At 57.3% G+C, this 21012-nt stretch carries 21 protein-coding genes and 1 tRNA gene; 10 read left to right on the forward strand and 12 right to left on the reverse strand.

Annotated features, from left to right (window positions below; all coding sequences use genetic code 11):
• Positions 1–181 precede the first annotated feature (181 nt).
• Both BRAGE_RS0127975 and BRAGE_RS0127980 read left to right on the forward strand, forming a co-directional pair.
• Positions 182–257 (forward strand) — tRNA-Ile (locus tag BRAGE_RS0127975).
• A 1209-nt stretch (positions 258–1466) separates the two neighbouring features.
• Positions 1467–1724, forward strand: a complete 258-nt coding sequence (locus BRAGE_RS0127980) for a hypothetical protein (RefSeq protein ID WP_027562233.1) — start codon at positions 1467–1469, stop codon at positions 1722–1724.
• Positions 1725–1949: 225 nt separating this feature from the next.
• Here BRAGE_RS0127980 and BRAGE_RS56930 read toward each other — a convergent pair whose 3' ends face one another.
• Both BRAGE_RS56930 and BRAGE_RS0127990 read right to left on the reverse strand, forming a co-directional pair.
• Positions 1950–2408, reverse strand: coding sequence for a hypothetical protein (locus BRAGE_RS56930; protein WP_027562234.1), 459 nt, complete (start codon positions 2406–2408; stop codon positions 1950–1952).
• Positions 2409–2415: 7 nt separating this feature from the next.
• On the reverse strand, positions 2416–2637 hold the full coding sequence (locus BRAGE_RS0127990; protein ID WP_027562235.1) for a hypothetical protein: 222 nt from the start codon (positions 2635–2637) through the stop codon (positions 2416–2418).
• 1467 nt (positions 2638–4104) lie between these two features.
• On the opposite strand from BRAGE_RS0127990, the gene BRAGE_RS53075 reads away from it, so the two are divergent.
• Positions 4105–4488 carry a hypothetical protein gene (locus BRAGE_RS53075; protein WP_084334672.1) on the forward strand — a complete coding sequence of 128 codons (384 nt, stop codon included), beginning with the start codon at positions 4105–4107 and terminating at the stop codon, positions 4486–4488.
• 1522 nt (positions 4489–6010) lie between these two features.
• Here BRAGE_RS53075 and BRAGE_RS56045 read toward each other — a convergent pair.
• Entirely contained in the window at positions 6011–6229 is a 219-nt protein-coding gene (locus tag BRAGE_RS56045) for a hypothetical protein (RefSeq protein WP_231164285.1), read from the reverse strand.
• Positions 6230–7322: 1093 nt separating this feature from the next.
• On the opposite strand from BRAGE_RS56045, the gene BRAGE_RS53085 reads away from it, so the two are divergent.
• From BRAGE_RS53085 to BRAGE_RS0128015, 4 genes are all read left to right on the forward strand, one after another.
• Positions 7323–7511, forward strand: a complete 189-nt coding sequence (locus tag BRAGE_RS53085) for a hypothetical protein (protein ID WP_181411722.1) — start codon at positions 7323–7325, stop codon at positions 7509–7511.
• A gap of 735 nt (positions 7512–8246) precedes the next feature.
• Positions 8247–8534, forward strand: a complete 288-nt coding sequence (locus BRAGE_RS57935; RefSeq protein WP_028146380.1) for a recombinase family protein — start codon at positions 8247–8249, stop codon at positions 8532–8534.
• Between the two features lie 30 nt (positions 8535–8564).
• A complete protein-coding gene (locus BRAGE_RS54855) occupies positions 8565–8933 on the forward strand; it encodes a hypothetical protein (protein WP_141263190.1) in 369 nt (122 codons plus the stop codon).
• An 82-nt stretch (positions 8934–9015) separates the two neighbouring features.
• Complete coding sequence (locus BRAGE_RS0128015; protein WP_156950879.1) at positions 9016–9246, forward strand: hypothetical protein; 231 nt, start codon at positions 9016–9018, stop codon at positions 9244–9246.
• Positions 9247–9916: 670 nt separating this feature from the next.
• Here the strand turns inward: BRAGE_RS0128015 and BRAGE_RS49370 are convergent.
• The 5 genes from BRAGE_RS49370 to BRAGE_RS0128040 all read right to left on the reverse strand — a co-directional run bounded on the left by BRAGE_RS49370 (position 9917) and on the right by BRAGE_RS0128040 (position 15190).
• Positions 9917–11155, reverse strand: coding sequence for a tyrosine-type recombinase/integrase (locus tag BRAGE_RS49370; protein WP_027562242.1), 1239 nt, complete (start codon positions 11153–11155; stop codon positions 9917–9919).
• Positions 11156–11743: 588 nt separating this feature from the next.
• Complete coding sequence (locus BRAGE_RS54860) at positions 11744–12382, reverse strand: hypothetical protein (RefSeq protein WP_156950880.1); 639 nt, start codon at positions 12380–12382, stop codon at positions 11744–11746.
• Positions 12383–13168: 786 nt separating this feature from the next.
• On the reverse strand, positions 13169–13561 hold the full coding sequence (locus tag BRAGE_RS0128030) for a hypothetical protein (RefSeq protein WP_027562243.1): 393 nt from the start codon (positions 13559–13561) through the stop codon (positions 13169–13171).
• A gap of 20 nt (positions 13562–13581) precedes the next feature.
• Complete coding sequence (locus tag BRAGE_RS0128035) at positions 13582–14862, reverse strand: type II toxin-antitoxin system HipA family toxin (RefSeq protein ID WP_027562244.1); 1281 nt, start codon at positions 14860–14862, stop codon at positions 13582–13584.
• On the reverse strand, positions 14852–15190 hold the full coding sequence (locus BRAGE_RS0128040) for a helix-turn-helix transcriptional regulator (protein WP_027562245.1): 339 nt from the start codon (positions 15188–15190) through the stop codon (positions 14852–14854). Before BRAGE_RS0128040 ends, BRAGE_RS0128035 begins: the two co-directional genes overlap by 11 nt.
• Before the next feature lie 793 nt (positions 15191–15983).
• On the opposite strand from BRAGE_RS0128040, the gene BRAGE_RS54865 reads away from it, so the two are divergent.
• Positions 15984–16142, forward strand: a complete 159-nt coding sequence (locus BRAGE_RS54865; protein WP_156950881.1) for a hypothetical protein — start codon at positions 15984–15986, stop codon at positions 16140–16142.
• Positions 16143–16291: 149 nt separating this feature from the next.
• Here the strand turns inward: BRAGE_RS54865 and BRAGE_RS57940 are convergent, their stop codons facing one another.
• Positions 16292–16498, reverse strand: a complete 207-nt coding sequence (locus BRAGE_RS57940; RefSeq protein ID WP_084334674.1) for an NUDIX domain-containing protein — start codon at positions 16496–16498, stop codon at positions 16292–16294.
• Positions 16499–16869: 371 nt separating this feature from the next.
• Between BRAGE_RS57940 and BRAGE_RS0128050 the strand changes: the two genes are divergently transcribed.
• Positions 16870–17394, forward strand: coding sequence for a hypothetical protein (locus BRAGE_RS0128050; protein WP_141263194.1), 525 nt, complete (start codon positions 16870–16872; stop codon positions 17392–17394).
• A 93-nt stretch (positions 17395–17487) separates the two neighbouring features.
• Here BRAGE_RS0128050 and BRAGE_RS49380 read toward each other — a convergent pair whose 3' ends face one another.
• Complete coding sequence (locus BRAGE_RS49380; protein ID WP_141263196.1) at positions 17488–18846, reverse strand: hypothetical protein; 1359 nt, start codon at positions 18844–18846, stop codon at positions 17488–17490.
• 116 nt (positions 18847–18962) lie between these two features.
• Here BRAGE_RS49380 and BRAGE_RS53095 point away from each other — a divergent pair, with 116 nt between their 5' ends.
• Positions 18963–19481 carry a molybdopterin-dependent oxidoreductase gene (locus BRAGE_RS53095; protein ID WP_084334676.1) on the forward strand — a complete coding sequence of 173 codons (519 nt, stop codon included), beginning with the start codon at positions 18963–18965 and terminating at the stop codon, positions 19479–19481.
• A 46-nt stretch (positions 19482–19527) separates the two neighbouring features.
• Here BRAGE_RS53095 and BRAGE_RS0128065 read toward each other — a convergent pair whose 3' ends face one another.
• On the reverse strand, positions 19528–19902 hold the full coding sequence (locus tag BRAGE_RS0128065) for a hypothetical protein (RefSeq protein ID WP_035730122.1): 375 nt from the start codon (positions 19900–19902) through the stop codon (positions 19528–19530).
• Positions 19903–20129: 227 nt separating this feature from the next.
• Positions 20130–20975, reverse strand: coding sequence for an ABC transporter substrate-binding protein (locus BRAGE_RS0128070; protein ID WP_051378078.1), 846 nt, complete (start codon positions 20973–20975; stop codon positions 20130–20132).
• Positions 20976–21012: the final 37 nt, after the last annotated feature.

The raw sequence follows: 21012 nt of genomic DNA on the forward strand, positions 1-21012 counted from the left end.
CTCGTCGGGCAAAACAGGAGCATAAGGGCATCATCGCCGATTTCGGGAATTTAGAAATAACTGACCCAGCCATGCCGGCGTTCCCATCCACGGGTGCCAGCATTGCACCCCCGCCTCCATCCCTGTAAACGAACCGCGCACCGTTGCCGGCCGCGCATTCGCGAAGGGCCGTCCCGCGGCGGGGCCTGTAGCTCAATGGTTAGAGCCGGCCGCTCATAACGGTCTGGTTGCAGGTTCGAGTCCTGCCGGGCCCACCAATGAAATCAGTGACTTATCAAGGCCGGTTTCGTTTCATCGGAAGCACCGCACCAGATATCGCACCAGATACGTGCGCTTTTCGTTCGCTGACTGGGTAGCACTTAGCGATTCTGTCGACGGCATCGGACAAATCGTCGGGATTGTGATGGCCATACGTGTTGACAGCACCTCAAGCTACATCCCGAGATACCCCGCTGCCTGCCACGAATCCGCGCCTCGCTGCATGAGCCATAACTGGACGCCGCGGTAATCGCTCCCTTGTCTCGAGGAGCGCTCGTCCAACGACAACGCAGGCATAAGGGAGGGACTGGATCCCCAACATGCTAACTCGAGCACGGATACCTCGGTCCGGTAGCTTTGGCCGACGCGACCCACGGTTCTGGTTTCAGCCTCCTCAAGGTTAGGAAGTCAATGCCATCGTTTGTCGTCCATGCGCGTTCTCAATCTTAGTCTCAACGTCGTGAGGTTGTGGTCGTTCAGCAGGTCGGTCTGACGCAGGCCGAGCAGGCGGCCGCTGTCGAGCCGTCGTCATAGGCGCGGAAAAACTCGCCGCGGGCATCGCGTCGTTCGACATCGAAGGAGCGCCGAAGTCAGTTACAAGTGACGGACGTCGTTTTGATGGAAAGCAGACGCTGTCGTTTGATAAGTTAATGTGGGGACTTGTTGGAACGCAGAGGCTCGAGGGATTGGAATCTTTGGTATTGAGACGACGTTCGACTGCGATCAAACTTTTATCCTATTCGGGATCTAAAGCTGATCAATAGAGAGCAGGTTGTTGATTGGAAGATCCAACCACGCAAGAGCTTCAAAGGCCACTCATGGCTCGGTCCAAGCGGAAGAGTTTCGACTAACTTGGAGCAATGAAGAAAAGCAACTAGGTGACCTCGTGAGAGCCAGCGGCATCGGACAGCGCCAGTGAACCAAACTGGCCCCGCAGTAGGCACGCAGGCGGCCGGATCTCGGGCGGGAGCATCCGTGCTCCGGTGAGCCGACAACGAATGGCGCACTAGGGTGGAGTGCGCCACAACAATCCGGGCGGAATGTGGATTGCTCCACGGCCAGCATCAACACGATCATGTTGCGTCAGGTGGAGCGCGTGAGAACTGCACCCGCAGACAGCAAGCGTTTCCTCCAATTCGCTGGCGATAGGTTGCCGAATTGTTTTTTTTAAGACTTGTTTTCGCGCCAGGTGACTTTATCTCCGCGCGATGGATCTCAGTGACACCCAAGACTACGCGATACAGGCGAAGCTAGCCGGTGTAATAGGCGCGACTGTGTTCTATCGCGTGTTCGCAGGCGTCAGATTTGCTGAAGTGGATGGGCCGGTTTTGTACGTCTATGCGAAGGACGAAAGCATCGCCGCGGAGATCGAAGAGGACTTCGCCTTGGTGATTGCGGATTTGGCTACGGAGATCTTGAAACAGGCGATCCAGGTCGTCGTCGTGCTGCCCAAAGTATTTCAGTAGCAGCACCCCGCTCCCATCGAGGAGCAAAGCATCGCTTCCAGAACCATGCCCATGAAGCATAGCGCAAACTTTTCATTGTGAACGCGGCCAGTCAGCGGGCGCGCTAGGGTCGGATTGGATCCCGGAACACAATGCCGATTAAGCTCGATGCTGCGACGGCGTTGAGCCGCACTTCCCCAACCTGCGGGCGATGCCTGGAGGTTTATTGATTGTCCCGACCGGCTCTTAGCTGGAATAAAAACGTAAGCCCAAACTCCTCCCCTCTGATGGACGATATCTGGGTAGGCGCCATCGGATCGGTCCCGGGAAGCTGTTGGCAACGCTCAAGGCGCGCTCCTCGTCCGTCTCGAGAGCTATTTTTTGGGCGAGCATGATGTCGCCCTCGACCAAGCCACCCAGCGGGACGAAACACCAGCGCCTGCCGAGCCGCCCGTACTCGTCAATCTCGTTCACGTTCCCGGATGTTCCCCGCCGGATGCGATAACGCTTCCCGCTGTCGCATCCTACCACATCGAAGAACCCCCTGGTATCGAACTCTGTCCTTTGCTCGGGCGAAAGCCAAGAACGCAGCAGTCGTAGGGCACGACCCTGAATCGTCTTCTCGGCCTTAGCCGCTTGATAAAGCCTGCTAACCGCGACGCTTCGATGGGGCCAAAAGCCGATGCGACGAAGCCTTCTCGTCACCTCGTGATCACCCGCCCACGAGCCGCGGGAAGAACAACGTTTCTTCCGCGATCGGATCGAACGCGGTGATCCTGCTCACCTCACTGGGCCCTTTCCGCACCGCCGCGGTATATCCTTTGAGAGCAAATTGCAGAAAACGCTTCTCCGCCTCTGCCAATGCTTCTGAATTTGAGTTGTCGAAGAAGTGTCGGCTATCGCCGCTATGATCCATCACGATTTGAATTGCCATGCTAAGCTCCCGATTGCACTTCAGAAGGAATGTGAAAGCCGAGCTCTCGTTCCTAAGTTCGCAATTAACAGCTGTGGGACTTTCCACATTGCAGATAACACGTTGCACTGGGTGCCGCTCGCTGGCCCGAAAAAAGGCCCAGCACAACCCGCCGGAGCCGTGGGAGGCCTCGACAGTAATGGGGAGCCGCCGAGGCATGCTAATGTCTAGGAAGATTGAGCAATCGGGTATGTATAACCGGTGTCTGGATTGCTCTCTCTGAGTGAGCGACAGGCTTTGCTTTTCCACACCCACAAGAGGCTGTAGCTCGCGCGGGTTCGAGGCCACAATCGATCTATAATTTGCGAGGTACTTACGATGCCGCTTGAATGGGGGCATGCCTCGCCCAGCCGACGCCCCAAGCCCGCGCATGCTGACGGTCGGCAGTTCAAGATCACCTTCGGCGGAGATGCGTGAGACGGGCTTGCGCGGCGTGCTAGTCTACTGCCATTGCGGACACCACATTGAACTGAGCGCTGATCGCTGGGCTGATGACGTCCGGCTGTCAGATCTCGAGCCGCGGTTTGTCTGTCAGGGGTGCGGCTCTCGGGGAGCCGACGTTCGGCCCCGACTTCGAGCGCGGCGATGCACGACTTGCAATCGTAGACCACCCGGGCAGTGATCAATTCAGATCGAAGTCACAGGTGCAAACCGATAATAAACCGGATCGCGAAGAATGAGCCAACGGCGACAACAGCCGTCGCACTGATCGCAAACAGGACTCTCCAAGTCTCGTCCAATCGAGCCTCGTACAGAAACGGTGCCCGTGGTGGCCCCAGCATCGGGCCGGGGGGCATGATGATGCTGGGGCCCCCGGACAGGCTCTTGCCTCCTGGGACAGAGGCCGTCACCCGCGAGACACAAGCATATTTCCGATCAGCTGTTTCTTCGCTTGCCGATTATTCCCGGATGTGTATCCAAATTCCCACAGCTCTGCTGACAAAAGGGAAGGGCCGCAGGCGCCGCTCCTGGTACGACCCCTGCGGCCGGCGCCGCGACGTTCCGCACGATCGGCGCGGCACCCTTGAGGGCTCTAAGATGTCGCTCGGATCGGATCAAGCCGCCTGGCGTTCCTGCGGGCGAACATACCATTGCCAAATCAATGTCATTCGAAGGATTGCACCTTGGGACCGAACATGGCACGGCTTATTTTCCAGCCCCAGTGCTCCCGGCTGCCGATCCAATTGCGGGTCGGAGCGTAGGGGCGAATGGCCTGAAAAGTTCCAAATTCGGAATTGGCGAAATGATTCGCGACTGGCGGCCTACATGTGTTAGGGAGCTGCCGCATATTCTACTTGTTCTACGTAGATCCTCTTTTACCCGGCAATGTTTTGACAAGTGGCCGCAGCAGGACGACTGCTGCGGCCTTTTGCTGACAGTCGCTCCGGCCGAGCGTTTTGTGGTTCGTTGCCATCGGAGACAATACCTATGCCTGAAGAAAATTGCCTGATTGTCCGTGCTGCCGGGAGGCAGCTGGACCTTTTGCGCGACGAAGCCTTTCGTATCGCGAAAGATGCAAATGTTGGCTGGTGGACAGACCGCGCGCAGGTCGGCACTAAGTTCTGCTTTGAAGACGCCAAGGCAAAAGCGTCATTTGCGGCTCGGTATTCCATACAGAGAAAACTAGTCAACGAAAAACCCGCCGGCCTCGACAGCCAGCGGGTTCTCAATGCCCATGCGTACCGCGGTACTCGTCACCAATCCGCGATGATCTATCGTAAACCGGTATCGGTTGATGCCTGGTTACCGCTCGACGTCGGGAGGGTCTCTGCCCCAGATGATTCTGGGGAGACATGCATGTGCGGCGCGTGATGGCCTGAGGATTGAAGCGGTAGCTGGCGAAAGAGCAATGCGAAGCGGTAAGGTTCAAACAATGGGCAACTGCGGGAAGAATTTCCCGCTTGTTCTGCTCGCTTGCCACCGCTGCCTCTGAAAGCGATGGAGGCGAGTGTAAACCGACTGACGCGTCCAACCTAGCCGTTCTCCAATTTCGTCGGCAATGGCTCCATCGCCAAGAAGGGAGATTAATTGCCCTCCTCTTCCGGTGACCAAGATCGGCGCAAGTTGCGGCTTTCCGTCAACGTGGCCTCGTCCGAGCTTATGGGCGCGGAGGCGCGGGCTGACGCGATTTGTCGAGAACTCGATTGGGTTATTCAACCCGCGTCGGGTGCGGCGATCGACTAGGCTCAGATGCGCGGTTGAACCGACCATCCAAGCGGCTAGACGGGCATAGCTCTGTCGAAGAGCGGTGCCAAACCCCGCAGGTACATCATCGTCGTCCATGCCACAAGAATAGCTCAGGACAGTTTAGAAGACGTTGCCGAAGGTCCGACGGTAGAGACATCATGAACATGCCACCTCGCTGCATTCCGGCCGACATTTTGTGCTGACCGTTCAATCCTTTTTGAGATCTGAATCCTATGATCTGCGTGTTTATGCACCTCGCTTTCGAGCATGTTGCTCAAGCTGCTGTTTCAGCAATTGCTGGAGTGGGCTCCAACAGATTTCGCATAGATCGCGGAGTTCGTCCGGCATGACCTGCCGATCCCCGTCGGCCCAATTGACACTGATATGAGCCCAACCAACACGATTATCCGCTTTCCGTAGGCAACAATGGCAGACGAACGTCGTCTCGGTGCTCATCACCCAACCTCCGGTTCGCTCAGCCGAACAACACAAGCCGGTAGCCCAGGTTCCCGCAGAGGCAAGTGGGGTAATGCTCGCATCAGCGGTGCCGCAGACCGTCATCCACATTTGGAGAGTGGGCTCTTCGTGCTTGCCGGGCGCCGCTTCGGCCTCCCCACCATGCCAGATGGCTATGTCGTGGAAACAAGCGCCGGACCTAAAACGACGGCCCCAGCATCGGGCCAGCTGGGGCAGTGGAACGCTCGGGACGCCGCGGGATTGGGCCGTAGTAGTGCGCCAACCCGCGCGATTACCGATTGTTCCCGCTTCGTGAAAGCTTCGCAGTTCGGGCAGACAAAAACGGTGGCCGATTTAACGGATCCGGAGTGTCTCGCACCAACTCCGAGCGAAACCAGCTCATGGTGATCCGGCAATTCGGACAGTCCGGGACTTCGAGATGCGCCAGTGCCGCCAGGCGTCATGATGAGCAGCATTGTTCAGCATTAAACCGCCAGACGGCCCCGGCCGGCGAGGCATTCGGGGCGTAGGCCGGGGCCGCTGTGCTTAGTCTCGGTTGCACCAAGCAGACGCGACCCTACCCACATGGCGAAAAGCACCCCTGTTCACTTTCGCACAGTTCCGTCGCCTATTTTTGCCGCTCGTACATTCGCCGGTGTTACACTCATAATGGCGTCGCGGTAGCCGGCGACTAAGAGCGTGTTTTGAGCAGGTCAACGTAGCGCGCGTGCAATGTTACAAAGCGCTTGGCTCCGTCGAGGAGCACTTTGACCTGAGTCGCCGTTGCCCCTTGACCAACGATAATACCGATCCGACCACTCAGGCGCGGCCCGGCCGAAGCAGCAACAACAATCCTGCGCCCAGTCATCAGCTCTTCTTTGATAACAAATAGGTCTGCGGACTTCGGCAAGTTACGTTTTGTGCTCCGGGGCATGGCCTGTTCACCACCATCTATCGACGTTGAACGCGCGATTGACGGTGCACGCCTCGGTCGCGACCGCAAAGAGGCCGACAGGAGCGATCCCCAACATTAGGCGGTCCGCTACAGTTGTGCCACCGCCCTGGTCGCGGGTAATCGGCGCGTATTGAATATGGGTGTCTTGACGACGCCGGTGCTACCAAGCCGTCCTCGGCATAATCCATGTTATTGATGCCGAACTCGCGATCTGATCCCACTTAAAGGAGAGGCGAATCACATTGAGCGAGCAACAAGCCCCCTTTGAGATGAGTTATTGGCTGACGTCCCAGCTGCGAAGATCGCACCAAGAGCCGGTAGCCGTCGTGCTTGATTTCGTAGACCCAATCCGGCCCTACCGGTGCGGTCTTGGCGACCGTGGCGATGCAGGGTCCAATGAAACTGGGAGCGGGGCGTACGCTGAAACTGGATCGCCATCGGTTGAGGCAAGTTCTATTCTTCCAGTCGCGGGAGCCGACCTTCCGGGGCTCCCGCTTCCGTTGTGTCCGGGTTGGCGACGATCCGGACGGGGAACGTTGCCTTCCGAGACAGATGCATTCTATAGTCATTCTCATTCATGGAACTAAGCCGGAGGTTGAACGTTTTGATCGTTTTTATGGTCCTCGGAGGCAAGATGATTTCCGCCGCGCATTGCTTAGAGTTTGCACGTCAGTACAGAGCCCTCTCCCAGAACCCCAACACTTCCCCAGACCGCGCCTTCCTGACGAAGAACATAGCTCGGAGCCTTACCGGGTTAGCGGGTCAATTGGATCGGCTTGATGCGCTGACAAGGGAGGAGCAGCAAAGATGCCCCGCGCCCGGGGCTCCTTAGAAGTTAAAGCTGGAACTAAGGTCTTTGTGCGCTACCTACCGCACCATCACCGGCCAAGGCTCTGCCCGTAGGCGTCAGTGGCTGGATTCGGACAACATCGGCGCACATTCGCAAGGCGCTTGATAGTTCAAAGGTCTAAGTCCGAAATAACTTATGTTCCTGCGATGATCTGCACGCGGACGTACAATCAATACCCATCAGCAGAAGGAACATGCGATGGGATTGAAGCGACGGCGATTCAAGCAGACGGATTCTCTGGAAATGCGACTCGAGCAATTTGCACAGGATATGCGTGAGCGGGCAGATGGAAAGCCTCCCGGCAACGAGCGCAATGCCTTGCTCAAGCGAGCACGCAATGCAGATCAAGCAATCGACATTGAGCGGCAACTTCGTCAGGACCGCTAGGAACGCCCAAGAGAGAAGCGGTTTAGCCTGGCTCCTCCTTCCGAAAACTCTTGCCCTCCCTGCTCCCTGGCAAATCGACGCTTGATTGCCGATCCGAGAATCCAGTCCTCCAAGCGCGCCGATGGCCGCACATCGTCACTGGTGGCCGGAAGCCGCGTTGTTTTTGCTAAGCTCAAAAACGGGAAGTAGGCGACGATCAGGAAGAAAGCGAACGTCTGAAGCTCCTTAGCGCGCAGCTCGGGGTGCCTACAACTGCCTTTCGTCGACGCTTAATTGAGATGCTGCGCAACGCGCGTAGGCCACCGCTTATATCCATTGCCTTTATGCACCATCGCGCTCGCGGGTGAGTCCTTCCAGGCGAGTCGGCATTGGTAAACAGAGACCTGGCGCCCGTCTCGAGCGTCGCAAATGATCGATCTCAGGGCCATGACGATGTGGCAAAGCAGGATGACCGCGCGCGGATGGGCCTGCAATGACTTCCTCCTTTCAGAAGCAAGCGTCGGAAAGCGCACCGCTTCGGCAACCGGCGCCGCAACAGACCATGTCTTTCGGAGTCGCCCAACCCCAGGCCGTCAATCAGCGCTGACGAAGGGCGCGTGCAGATTCTTTAGCTAGAAATTGTGTCCCGAAGTCTGTTCAAGCTGGACGCCTGCTGAGCCCTTTTCTCACTTGCAGCGGCTGATTCGCCTAGGCTCATGGAGCCTGGGGGATGCTGCGAGCCGCCAATACTTGCGCATGTCCTCCGATAACCAGCGCTACTCAACTGCAAATCAGCGGAATGCAATTGCCGAGTACGCGAGCCAGCACGGACACAAAATTGTGGCGTCGTACATCGACGCCGGAAAAAGTGGACTGTCGCTAAGAGGCCGCGACGCACTCAAGACTCTGGTTAGCGATGCACTGGCGGTTCAGCGCAAATTCGAAGCGATCCTGGTTGTTGACGTCAGAGATGGGCCCGCTTTCAGAATTTCGACCAGGCCGCCCACTATGAGTTCCTTTGCAGGCAAGCTGGGGTACGCGTGATGCTACTGCGGCGAACCGTTCGGTGACGATGTGACTTCCATCACCACCATCATCAAACATCTGAAACGGATGATGGCTGGAGAATATAGCCGCGAACTTTCCGAGAAAATGCCCCGTAAGCGCCAGCAGGCCCAATTAGGATATGGACAGGGCGGCACGTTGATCTACGGCTTCCGTCGTCTGTTGGTCGATGCTGAGCAGAGTGCTCGGCAGGTCCTGCAACGTGGAGAAAGGAAGGCGCTCACCACCGACAAGGTCATGGTCATCCCAGGACCACCGGAAGAACTTGAGGTGATTAGGCGACTTTTTTCGGATGTACGTGCGCCAGAAGCTCTCGATTGCCGTCCCGGCGCCGGAAACCATCCTCAGCTACTTCGGTTCGCTCCGAAGGGCGTATGAGGCCATTGGATAGACTCCGCCGCCGATACCTCCGTTCGGTATGAATGCGCTGCATTGGAGCAAGAAGGAGATATTGGCCGGCTTGCGGAAGCTCTATGCTGAGCACGGGCAGATCACCACCGGTCTCATTGATGGCGCGCCCGACCTGCCGTCCAATAATCTCATTCGCCGTTACTTCGGCTCAAGGACAGCAGCAATGAAACAGGCCGGCTTTCCTGTTTTATCCCGCAGTCAAATTCAGCAGCGTCTGTGGAAGGGCAGGAAAGACGCCAGGGCGATGAATTCTATCATGGCGTTCGTTGGACGGAGGTGAGTCTACTACAGGCCTTGCGCCAGCTTGAGGAGCAGAACGGCTACATATCGGCGACGCTGCTCGACCAGAACGGTGTTACTCCGAGCGCCTACCATTTTACGAAGCGCTTCGGTTCGCTTACGAATGCAAGGACCTTGGCGGACTTGCCACCCCGGACGGCCTCCGAGGTCATGAAGGCCGCCTTGAAGCGGAAGGAGGAAGGCAGGGCGATCATTGGACGTCAGCCCCGACTTCAAGGGCAGCGCGCCCGTCTATGGTATCGCTCAGAAGACATCCTGGTTGGACTGAAGCGGCTAGCGGAGCAAAAGGGCCGGTTTCAGCCGACTTATCGATGAGGACTCTGACCTGCCTTCGTGGGGCACGGTGGTTCGTCACTCCGGCTCACTCACGGCCGCCTACGATTTGATCAGCCTGGTGCGTCTTGCGGGAAAGCCAGTGCGGTTTGGCCCGAAGGCGAAGCAGTCGTGGCTGTGCCCTAGGCTTACACGACGAGCTGCGAAGCAGCCCTTTGCTGCGGTTAACCCGGACCTGTGGCTCAAAAAGTTGGTAACAGTGTCGCGAAAACCCCTGAAATCGCTTGAAGCGCGCAAGTTGCCCACTTCGTCGCAGACCAATGATAAATTGAGAGTCTGAGGGACCTGCCGGGCTCACCAAAAAGTCCGTAACTCATTCAGGCGCCATTTCGCCGGATCGGAATCACCGCACCAGATACGTGGGCTTTTCGTTCCCCAGCCGGATTTCGACTGGTGATTTTTTCCACGGCATCGGACAGATAATCGGGGTGGTGATGACCATAGGTGTTGAGCAACACCTCTAGCGACATTCCAAGATAGCCAGCTGCCTGCCAAGGGTCCGTACCTCTCTGCATGAGCCAAGTCGCAGCTGTGTGCCGCAAAGTGTGAGGGGAGATTCGCGGGCCGAGGCCTGCGAGCCTGACTGCACTCTTGAATGCAGTCTTGACTGACGTCACAGCCTTCCCATTGTACTCCACGAAATGCTTCGCCTCTGGACTAGCTCGGTGCCAGCGCCGCAGGTGCGCGAGCAAGCGCAAGGGGATCGGCACGGTGGGTTGCCGTTTGTTGGTTTTCGCGCTGCCCTGCTTCAGGCGGTAGTAGCGGCCGCGCTCTAAGTCGACGTAAGAGCGACCAATCGCGGGAATGGGAGATGCAGCAGCGATAGCTCCAGCACGAGTTCCGCTGTAGATCCCCAACAAGATAAATCGTGCAAGATGGCGTAGCGGACGCTTGCTTGTCGGGACCTTCAGGTCGTCGGTCGGCCGACGCGAGCCCTTCTGCATTTCACGATAGCGCCAGCACGTCCAAATCAGTTTGGCCGCATCGCTGCGCGTCAGCCACTGGTCTCGAGGCTGGCCTCTCTCTGGTAGTGAGATCTTCACGATTTCCCGGTGAAATCCTTCGGCTGCATGGTGGCCAATCGCAGCTCGTAGGTCTTCAAGGTCTCGCCGAGCGCCTCCCTTTTTGCGGCGCCACTTGGTGTAGGACCGGCAGGCCTCCCCATTGACCTCGCCCAGCATTTTTGCCCCCCACCAGTCGTTCAGTCGTTCGATTCGCTTCTTGAACTTGCGGATATCCGGGATGGTATCATCGCTTTGGCTATCGACATTGAAGCGACTGCGAAGCTTGTCCAGTTGCGCATCCAAGTAGATCGAGAGGACATCTGCGATTGGAATATCGTCTATGTGGCGGATTCTTCGGCTCGGTGTGTGCTTGGATGTTATGTAGTCCCTTAGCTTTTCCTCCGCGGCCGCAATCTCATCTGCAGCGCAGCCTGTGCCGACATCCCGGCCGTTGTCTCTGATGATCCAGGTTGCTTGGTGGGTGATCTTTCCCCTCTTGTTTCGGCGGGCGGCCTTAAGCTGAAGTCTGGCGCCCTTGCTTCTTCGCGGCATAGCTCTCGCATCCGTCCGATATGAGCCAGCGTTGTAAATTCCTTGCCGGCAATCTTCTCAATAACCAATCGGTTACGATCGCGCTCGCGACGTAAGCCCGCGACCGTCATTCCTCCCAAAGGAAACGCGATCTTCACGGCATCAGCAAGGCGAAGAGGGGTATCGGGTGTAATTTCAGGTTGCGTTCGATTTGTCATCGACGCCTTATCGAATATTGTAGAGCGGAAGCTTACTCGTGCTGCAACATTCGTCGCGGAGACCTACTCCGTGGGCAAGCTCAGCCCCACCTCTATCGCGCACTCGAGCGTAAAATCGTACAAATAAGTAAAGACGACAACAGCGGTAGGGAATCAGTAAAGCTCACACTCGGGTCTCGGCACGATTCAAGAACGGGCCATCCGGACGAAGCGTAGGGTGCTATGGTCGAGGCAATTAGTTATGGATCCAAAGTTACTATCGAGCCGATTCCCACGCAGACCTACCATTGCAGTTTAGTGACGTTTGGACCAAGGAACTCGTTGACGATAACGACGATCAAATGATCCCACCTCGCGGGATGTCAAAAGAGCAGGCCGCGGCCTACGCCGGTTATGAAACGGTATCAGCTTTCAACGACTGGATTGGGCGGGGATCATGCCGGGACCCATTCCCGGAACACATCGGTGGGACAGGAAAGCTATAGATGCAGCATTTGACCGGCTGTCCGGGCTCAAGCCCGCGGTTGAATCGCAGCGGTCGCCTTATGACGAATGGAAGGGCATGCAAAATACGGATGCGCCTCGAGCGCATCAACACGTTAAACGAAAAGCTCGCCGATGAAACGGAAAGACGCACTGCTTCGCGCGGTTGGGAGGTCCATGGATCGGATGGCGCAGCACCCGTCCAACTGAAAGTTCTCTTCCAAGGAGCAGGTCGTAAGTGGTTGATTTGTAGGCTTGGCACATGGCGCCTCGAACCTGGGGCCCGCTGATGCAGCTCCAGAAGATCGAGCGGCTTGCGCCACCGCTTAAAATTTCTCTTCTCGAAACCTGCGTCCGATTTTCTGGCGCGCGCAAGAAGCTGAGGCATCCTTCGCTTCAGATCCTTGCACATATCGCGCGCGACAGCTGGAATAAACTGCGACAGCAAGTTGGCCGAAGCCCCGGCGATATCCTGCTCAGTTAGATCAGGATGCGCTTCCAAGGCCCTTTCGATCAATTCTTCAAATATCTGTTCAAAAGTCTTCATGATTCAGGCCCCACAGGCCGGCATCCTAACCGATTTGCAGCTGATAGTGGGCTTATCGGGACCGACGACAACGGTCCTCAATTTCGGCAATTCCCCGAACAGCGGACGACAGGATCACAGAACGACTCGGCTATAAGACGTGTTGCTGATGGCGCTCAAGAGAGTGATATTGTCATGTCCGAGATCCCGTCTCTGCCCCTGCCGACCTCCCTTCCGCGGGACGAGGCTATGCGATCGTGGGGACAGCAGCCTCATCCTATGAGCCGGATGTTTGGGAGTTCGAATACCGCGTCCATCCTATCTCGGTCGCATGCCGGAAGCCGAATTGCGAGCCCGTTACGACGGGATTGCCCGGAATCTCCAAACCATTGTCAGTGATGATCGCAACGTCATCCCAATCAATTCATTCCTGAGTTCTTGGTACTGGTATCGCAAGGAACATCAGACTCGCTAATGCAGGTGTCGAGGCACAGCACCGCCGGGCCCCGCGTCACGATGTCGGAGACTGGAAAAGCCATCACGCGCGCTGGGAATCATAGGCATTCAGCAAATCGAGCCCGGACTCATATTCAATGACGAGCTTCAAGGCATGGTCCTCGTCCCCCCTCGACCTCCATTAACCAGCGGCGTAACCGTTCGCCGTCCGGTTTTTGCGCGCTGCAATGCGCCAGGATCAAAAAGCGGAGCCAGCGCTGTTGGTCGAGCGGATGCGATGAGCCAGTGGATTTGTTCGCCAAATCCGAGAAAGCTTCGAGCGCCTTAGCCGCCTCAGGCGAGACCCACTCTTCAAGGGACTGCCGGGGAGAAGAGAGTTCTACGACGAAGCCGGTCGAAGGCTGCTGGTTTGGCGATCAGGCGTTCGAATTCTTGCAAGAGGCCATTGCATTGCGTGTAAGTAAGCCGGTCGAGCTCTCTTGGAACGATATTTGTAATCGTATACCCGCCTTCGCGGGACCAGAGCGTGAGCCTGGCCGCAGGCAGGCTCTTGTCGCTCTGCCGTTGATAGACGAGGACATCGTCGCCGCGTGCCATGCGACTAAGGTCCTTCTCGGCGTCTATCCCACGCTCCCATGGCGTTGCTGCAGCGGCAATAAGCGCCTCCCGCAGCTCTGCACGCCTGGTTTCGGGACCAAGGATCGAGAGATCCTGGAAGACTTCGATCGCGTGTTTGTCGCTCATGTGTTTGGTCTCCGATCGAACTAGCTGATCAGGCTCGTTATGGCCTGCGGCGCGCCAATGAAGGCGTAAGGATTCAGGAACTGGCGGCGCCAAAACAAGTTTCGATCCACTTGTCCAAGCGCGGCTTCGTCACAAACAGCCGACCAGCGATCCTTGATGGTCTTGATTTGATGCACGACAATCGCGACGGCATCCGCCTCGTTGAGAAGAAACGATGGCGCGCCTTTCAGGCAGAGCGCAATCTGACTGTGTCGATCCTGGCCCAATATAAGCATCGCTTGCGTCGCCTCGCCGCCCGTGCGGCTTTGCGGGCAAATATCATAGGCAGGTGTGAGCGTCAGATTCGTGCCGTCCCAGAAGGCTGCGTGATTTCGGGCATGGTCATCCGTGTTGCCGCAGAGCACGTTGAAGACAATGCGCGAAAACAACTCCCGTAGCGTCTCCTTGGGTTCCGCAAAACGGTGGCGGATGGTCGTGGCGAGCTGTTCGTAGCTGGCGTAACGGGCCATCATTTCGTCCAGCTCAAGCAATGTTAGGGCGGATACCATGGCCTTGCGGTACCATCCGTCGGTAGCCTTCGCACGATCGAAGCGCTCGATGAGGAGGATGTCCTTGCCCGCCACGCGTTGAAGGTTCACAGGCGCGACGCGAAGCCCGGCCGCCGCGGCCAAGCGCATTGCGATGAATTCCGCCTTCACCACGCTATAGAGGTCGGTTTGCGAAGAAAACTTCGCGATGAATTTCTTATCATCCGAGGTAATCGTCGCTTTCGGGCGCGCCCCTCCAATGGAGCTACCGTGGAAAAGCGCCCGGTCGAGCTCGGGCGTCAGCGGCGTTCCTTGTTCGACGAGCGCCGCCGCATTCAAAAGCTCATCGAGAGAGGCGCCCTCGCCTTCACGCGCGACATAGGCGGAGGGTGAGACTTGAAAATCGAGCGCGCCGATGCGATCCGACCCTGACTCGAGGAGAAAGGTCAGCTCATCGAGACTGCCCGCGTCAATCTCCTTCCCGCGGGCGCCGAACTTCCGATTGAGGATCACGCGCCGGCCCCAGGCGCCGGGAGCGGCATCGCGAATACAGTTCGGCATGTTCAGACCCGTAAGAAGCGGAAGGATTCCGCTCCGTAGCGGCAATTCGGGCTGGTAAAGCGCAATGGCGTCCTTGCGCTCGATATAGCTCCGTCCATAATTGAACAGGAGCTGTTCGCCACGCGCCGACAGAAGGCCTGCAACAACCGGTTTCGTCTGGCCCGGTAGCCAAGTCCAGACATAGGCCTCAGTGAATTTGGGATCAGAAGTCATCCTTGACCTCTTCACCCCGCCGGGCACGAATGGATTTAGGCAGAAGCGTCATGACTTCGCGATTGCTTTCGATTGCCTGAGACATTGTCGCCTGCTCGACGTCGAACAGCCTGACGCCGACAATCGCAGCGACCTCAAAGACAGCGCCAATGGTGGATCGCGGATCGCCCGCCTCTATACGCCGCAGCAGCCCGCGCGAGATCCCTGCCCGCTCCGCGACATTGAGCGTGCTCATTTTCCGTTCGATGCGGGCCTTGCGCAGGAGCTGCCCAAGCAGCACCGCAGCATCGGCTGCATAGGCAGAAATGGGATGATGGATCTTAGCCATGGTTCATAAATAGATCGCCACGCCCTTTGTGGATCATATATAGACCACCGCCGCAGAAATTTCAACCGAGCTGGTGCATAAAAAGACCAGATCAGTCCGTATGGTCCATTAATGGACCATCTAGCTTCCAGAGAAACGTGGGAATTATCAAGAAGCTGGCGAGGACGCCATCAATCCCAGATCTCGCCTCGTCCTAGCTTCCCACAGGAGATCTCGCATCCAAAAGCGCGCCAGGTTGCGGAATCGACCTCCGGAACATAGCATGAACGCAAACAATTGAAAAAGTTCATGGCAGACATATCCGGCGACTTTGAAATTGAGCCTGAGTTCGAACGAGGACCGAGCCGCATGTGGCTTGTCGAACTCGCCTTCTGGCGCCCTTCAGCGCTGGCCGACGATGAAATGGAATCCTGCTTTCCGGACCGAAATGGAAGATTGGAGCAGCAGCCAAACCAAGGCTGCCGTTTTCAGACACGGTGCGAAGGGTCTCGACCTCAATCAGAATTGGGCTCTTGTCGAACAGAATTGGTTCTGTCCCGTTTGCCGGCGCAGCAAAGTCGATACTCTTCCGCCTTTCCAGTCGCGGTATTCTGCTCGCCAATTTGGAAGAGCATCACGATCACCTGCGGGACTATGGGGGCGTCGAGGGCGCACGTTGTTCGGGGACCGCTGGACCCTGGATCTTCCGCCAGGATGTGGAGAAATAGCCGATACCGTCGAACACTTGGTATCCAGGTTCCCTCGCGAGCTCGTCTGCTCGGAATGTAATGCCGCGGACGGCAAGGCAAAGCTCATGATGAAGGGCGCCATTCCGGCGTATTTCAGCTTTTCGCCGGCTGAAATTCGCACGTTTATCGAGCCGGTTGCAAACGCGCCCCACCGGATCCTCGAGGACCGCGTTGAGAAGACCTGGCACGCCTGCGCGCCCTCGCTAAATGCTGTATCGCTTTGATCGATCAAACGTTGAGCATGATTCATTCCGGCGCGCTCTACCGGGAAAGAGGCACATCGTCCTTTCAAGCTCGCCATCAACGGTCACGATGAACTGCCGCTCCTCGTACTCCGTTCCGTTGCTGGACCAAGGCTTGACGGTGAGCTCTTCTATGATCGTCCTAGTTTCCAACCGGTCTCTTCTTCGATTTCTCGGTTCAGCGCAGCGAACACGTCTTCGCCTTCATCAACCTGACCGCCGACGAGGTCCCGGCAACCGGGAAAGAGTCGACGGCTCATTGTGCGCTTCCGCACGAAAATCCGTCCCAACGGGTCCGGGATTAGCGCGCTTGCGACAATTTGCGTTTTGGACGCCATGTTTCTAATCTAATGTGTAGTAGGAAAAAATGCCAGTATAACGAGTCTCAACGATATTTTAGACCGATTTCGGCCAGGCCCGCCGAGCGGGACAATTAAGCTCGGCGTACTGGGGGCACCGGGCAAGGGAGAGTCGACTCTCACGGCGCGTCTATCCGAGGCTCTTGTCGGACGGTGGTTGCCCGTTTCCTTGTGGCCGCCGACGGCATGATGTCGAGCGTGGCATCGCGGCTCCTGGTCCAATACTCAATGTTTCATCGTTCGATCACTTCACGCTCTACAAGTATGTACCAAATAGGGTCCAGAGTGATTGCTACATTCTTGTGGACGAGTGGGGTGCCCAAGCCTGTGTTCCCACCACAGACGCAGACATGATCTACGTCATTCAGCGACCGGCGGCTCTCTTCGACAGTTTCAAGGCTGGTCCCCAACGTTTTCTGCGCGAAGCGGCAACTCGAATAGCAAACTTCGTCACGCTCCCGCTCCAGGCCACGCTCTGTGAGGGCTTTCGAAGGGCGTTGAATCAACCATCGTTCATCCGCGCCGTGTCAGACACCGGAGCGTGTCTCATTGGCGATGCTTGGTCTCACAAGGACTCGGTCACCGCCCAGGAAATTACGGATGCCTTTCTTGATGCCAATTTGCTGGCAGAGCTCATTATTGCACGTCCATACATGGACGCCCGCTTCGAGCAGGAGCTCAAGCTCGAGTGGTCTCAGCGCACAGCATTATATGCGGGTGAAGTCGAGCGAGCACATAGGCTTGCTGGATTCCTGCCTGCAACCCCACCGCAGATCGAAGAGTTGCAGACGATCGCCAGAAATCCCGAACTGAGTTCGAAATTTTCGGGCTCGACGCCAAGACCTATTCCGAGAAGGACTTCGTCAAAGACCTGACAGCATGATGCCAACCGCCGCGACGAAGATGTCGCAGCGCGAGTTGAGAAGAACCATCTTGCGGAAGGGCCTCTTCCATCCCTGTAATTGGCGCTAGCGAGCAATACGCGGGTGCTCTCCGGGATGGTCCTCGACCCGAAGGTTCATGATAGAGGCCGATGGCGAACACGGATTGGCATCACCAAACTGCACCACGTTCTGGACTGCGACCGATAATTGGAGTGAAAAGTCGAGAGGCTTCGGCGGAGGTGCGCTTGTGATGGGATTGCAGCTTGCATCTACACCTCCAAACGGCTGATTACCCTTCAGATCTCTGAACCAAAGCATCTTCTGAGCGTCCGTCGTACAGGCGTTCGAAAATGTAATGGGCGCCGACGGCAATTGGGCGGTGCTGTGACAGCTCAAGCACCCCGAAATCGGATTGTCGACCGGCCCGTTCGCGCGCCCCGCCCATCCCAAATGGGAGGCTGCGTAAGCAGGCGCCTGGTCCGAGATCGTGGTTTCGGTCAGCTTTTTGCCTGCTTGCTGGTCAGCGGGTGTGAAGCCAAAGTCATTTCCCCATGAAAGGCCTACGGGCCGGAGCCTCCGCCACGGGGAGGTATCAGTTGCATTGCTGTCAAAAGCAAAAGTCCCGAAGACCCACCCGGTTGGCGAGCGACTATCCACCGCGGCGACGTCCATCTGCATGAGGCGCACGGTTTGGGGGCCGGCAGCTGTCCGGATCGTCCACTGCGGAGCACCCGACAAGACGTCAGAACCCTGGAAGTCATTCGCAGTAACGTCGCTGAACAAGATCTTGAAGGTCATTGCTCCTTGGGGGAATTGAGCTTTTGCTAGATCGGGCGAAGCGCCGCCCAAGACCTGTCCGATCGTGACGGCACCCGCTGCATTGTAGAAGCCGACCGCATAATTATGAATGGCCACTCCTGGCTTGAGACCGAGCTCCGGTCCGGTCACGGAACGTTCTGAGGTCAAGCCGCGCATCGGCTCTCGTGCACGCGGTCCAAAATTCATCAGCGGCATGTGAAACCAGGGCCGAACGTTGTTGGCTTCCGGCTTGAAGTCGGCATCGATCATGCCATCAAATGCATAGTCTCGCAGAGCATAGAGGTAAGCATTGGCCCCCGTCACTCCGTCCTTGAAGTCGATATTCGACCACGGTGCGTCGTTCGCCGGGACCGCCGCAGGGTACGATTGGGACAGTTTGAACCACGGACCAGCGCTCGGTATCATCGCTGATGGCGTGACGAAGTCTGGAAAGGCCCCGGTGCATTGCGCAATGAAAGGTGCCGGCTCAGGAGCCGGAACGCCCTTCCCTGTCACCGAGAGGCAAGTCGATCCGGGAGCACAACCGCTTGCGGCATGTGCATGTGTCGGAGCAAGGCATGTAATCGTGGTCGCAAAAAGGACGTTGCGAAATATACGGCTTCCTAAATGTTGAATAACGCGCATGAGCCTCTTTCCTCTATGACGCACCACTTCATTCCGATACAATTACAGCGCGAATCTGCCTTTGCAAGCCCGAATTGATTCCCAGTAAGTTTTCGCTCAGAGCTTGGAAGTAGGCCGTGACTTTTAAAGAGAGGATGATGATCGTGTTCTGTACGAAACGTACGGCGCTTCTCCTTTTTCTCTTTGCAGCAAGCGCGCAAGCGCAGACTGCAACGTCATCTGCTTATTTGACGGTAGATGGACAAGTGACGACTCCACTGTCCTTCTCTGAACCCGACTTTCAGGCACTTCCTCACACATCGATCACAGTCACGGATTCGGCCGGGAAAAGTACGACCTATTCAGGAGTTGACCTGGCTGCCCTTTTGAACAAAGCGGGGGTGCCGCTCAAGCAAGACCTGAAAGGTGCCGACGTCGCAAAATATCTCCACGTTCAAGGCGCTGATGGTTTCGTCGCGATTATTTCTCTGCCCGAGTTTGATAACGGCACGTTCCTGGTGGCAGATGCGCAAGATGGCTCCCCATTGCCGAGCGGGACCGGTCCTCTCCAGGTCATTTCACCTCAAGAAGGTCGTCGTAGCCGCTGGGTCAAACAACTGAACTTGCTGCAGATCATCAAATCTTCACCGCAATAGCCGCACCAGAGCGAGGACTAGTCACTGGCGTCCAATCCGAGCGGCCTCACTCTCTGCGCATGAGCCAGACAAACACGGTCGAATAAAGCGGGTCGCCCCGAATACAAACCTTGCTCAGAGACAGTACGTCTAGCCGGTGTTCGTCGGCGGCGCGCCTGATAGATGCTTCGTTGATATATGAGTTATCATGCCCTTCCGCGTCGATAAAACGCGCGCTCCTGACCCAGTCGGCACCGATCACGTAGCCGTCCTCAGCGAGTTGAGCCGCGGCGTTTCCAAGAGCCCATGCGTAGTGTTCTGGACTTTTGCAAAGCCCAAACAGACCAATTGCCGTAATCAAGTCGTGCTGCGGGCCGGGTACGTCACGAAAGGGCGTGCTGAGCACATCATGGATGACGAACTTGTCGATCTTCTCCCGCACGCACGCCAAGTGATGGTGGTCACGCCCGAACCTTGCTGGCACTTGCTGGTAGCAGGGAGGGATGTCGTCCTGGTGTGTGACAGCGCGTCCCTCCAGGGAGCGCTGGAGGACTTCACCCGGCTTTCGTCCTCACCCAACCACCCGCCAACATATTGAGTTCGGCTTCGCATCACGTAGCTTCTGCCACCCGCCAACAGCAGCATCCGCGCGTGGCGCCAATTCACAGCTCATGGAAGCGGCGTGAACTTCAGCTGGCTGAGCGGTGCGACCTTGTCGGTACGTGTCATCTTGAACTCAGTGCTGGGACCGAGCCACTTGTCCCAGATCTGGTTAATCTCGCCAGCCTTGTCCATTGACAGCAGGGTCTCGTTGACCTTTGCGAGCAGCGCCGGCTCGTCCTTCTTCATGCCGATGCCGATCGGTTGCAGCACCATGGGCTCCTCGATCATCTTCAGCGGCTGCCCCGCCTCCTTGGACTGGCTGACGAGCTTGGTAATGGTCATGGTATTCGCCACCATTCCGACCGCCTTGTTCTGTTGAACCGCCATGAAGGCCGAGCCGGTATCGACGAAAGTCAGCGGGGCGGATTCGTTCAACTTGATGGCGAGTTCTGAGGTCGATCCTTTGGTCGATGCCAGCCGCTTACCCTTGAAGTCGGCCTTGGCGGTCCCAGGGTCGCTCGCCTTCACCGCCAGCATTTCCTTGGCGATGTAATAGGGATCGGAAAACTGGATCTGCTCGGCGCGCCCCAGCGTGTAGGCGAGGTTCGCCACCGTGATGTCGACATGACCGAGCTGGACTTCGGGCACCCGCGCCTCGACCGAGAGCGGCGTAACCTTTGCGGCAACGCCCCAGTGTCGGGCAATCGCCTTGCAGAGGTCGACGTCAAAGCCGACCATCTCACGTGACTTGGCATCCGGAGCCGCAAATGGCGGAACGTCCGCGAAGGTTCCGCAGCGCAGTTCCTTGCGCTGGATGATGTCCGACAGCTGGTCGGCGCACGCCGACGACGCAAGCCCGACAAAAGCTCCGATCGCGGCCACTAGGCCGACTGAACGGTTCCTAAAAGACATCTGTGTTCTCCTCCAGATTGGTCTCGTCAAGCCAGCG

Origin of the sequence: Bradyrhizobium genosp. SA-4 str. CB756, from assembly GCF_000473125.1 — a bacterium.
GTDB lineage: Bacteria > Pseudomonadota > Alphaproteobacteria > Rhizobiales > Xanthobacteraceae > Bradyrhizobium > Bradyrhizobium arachidis.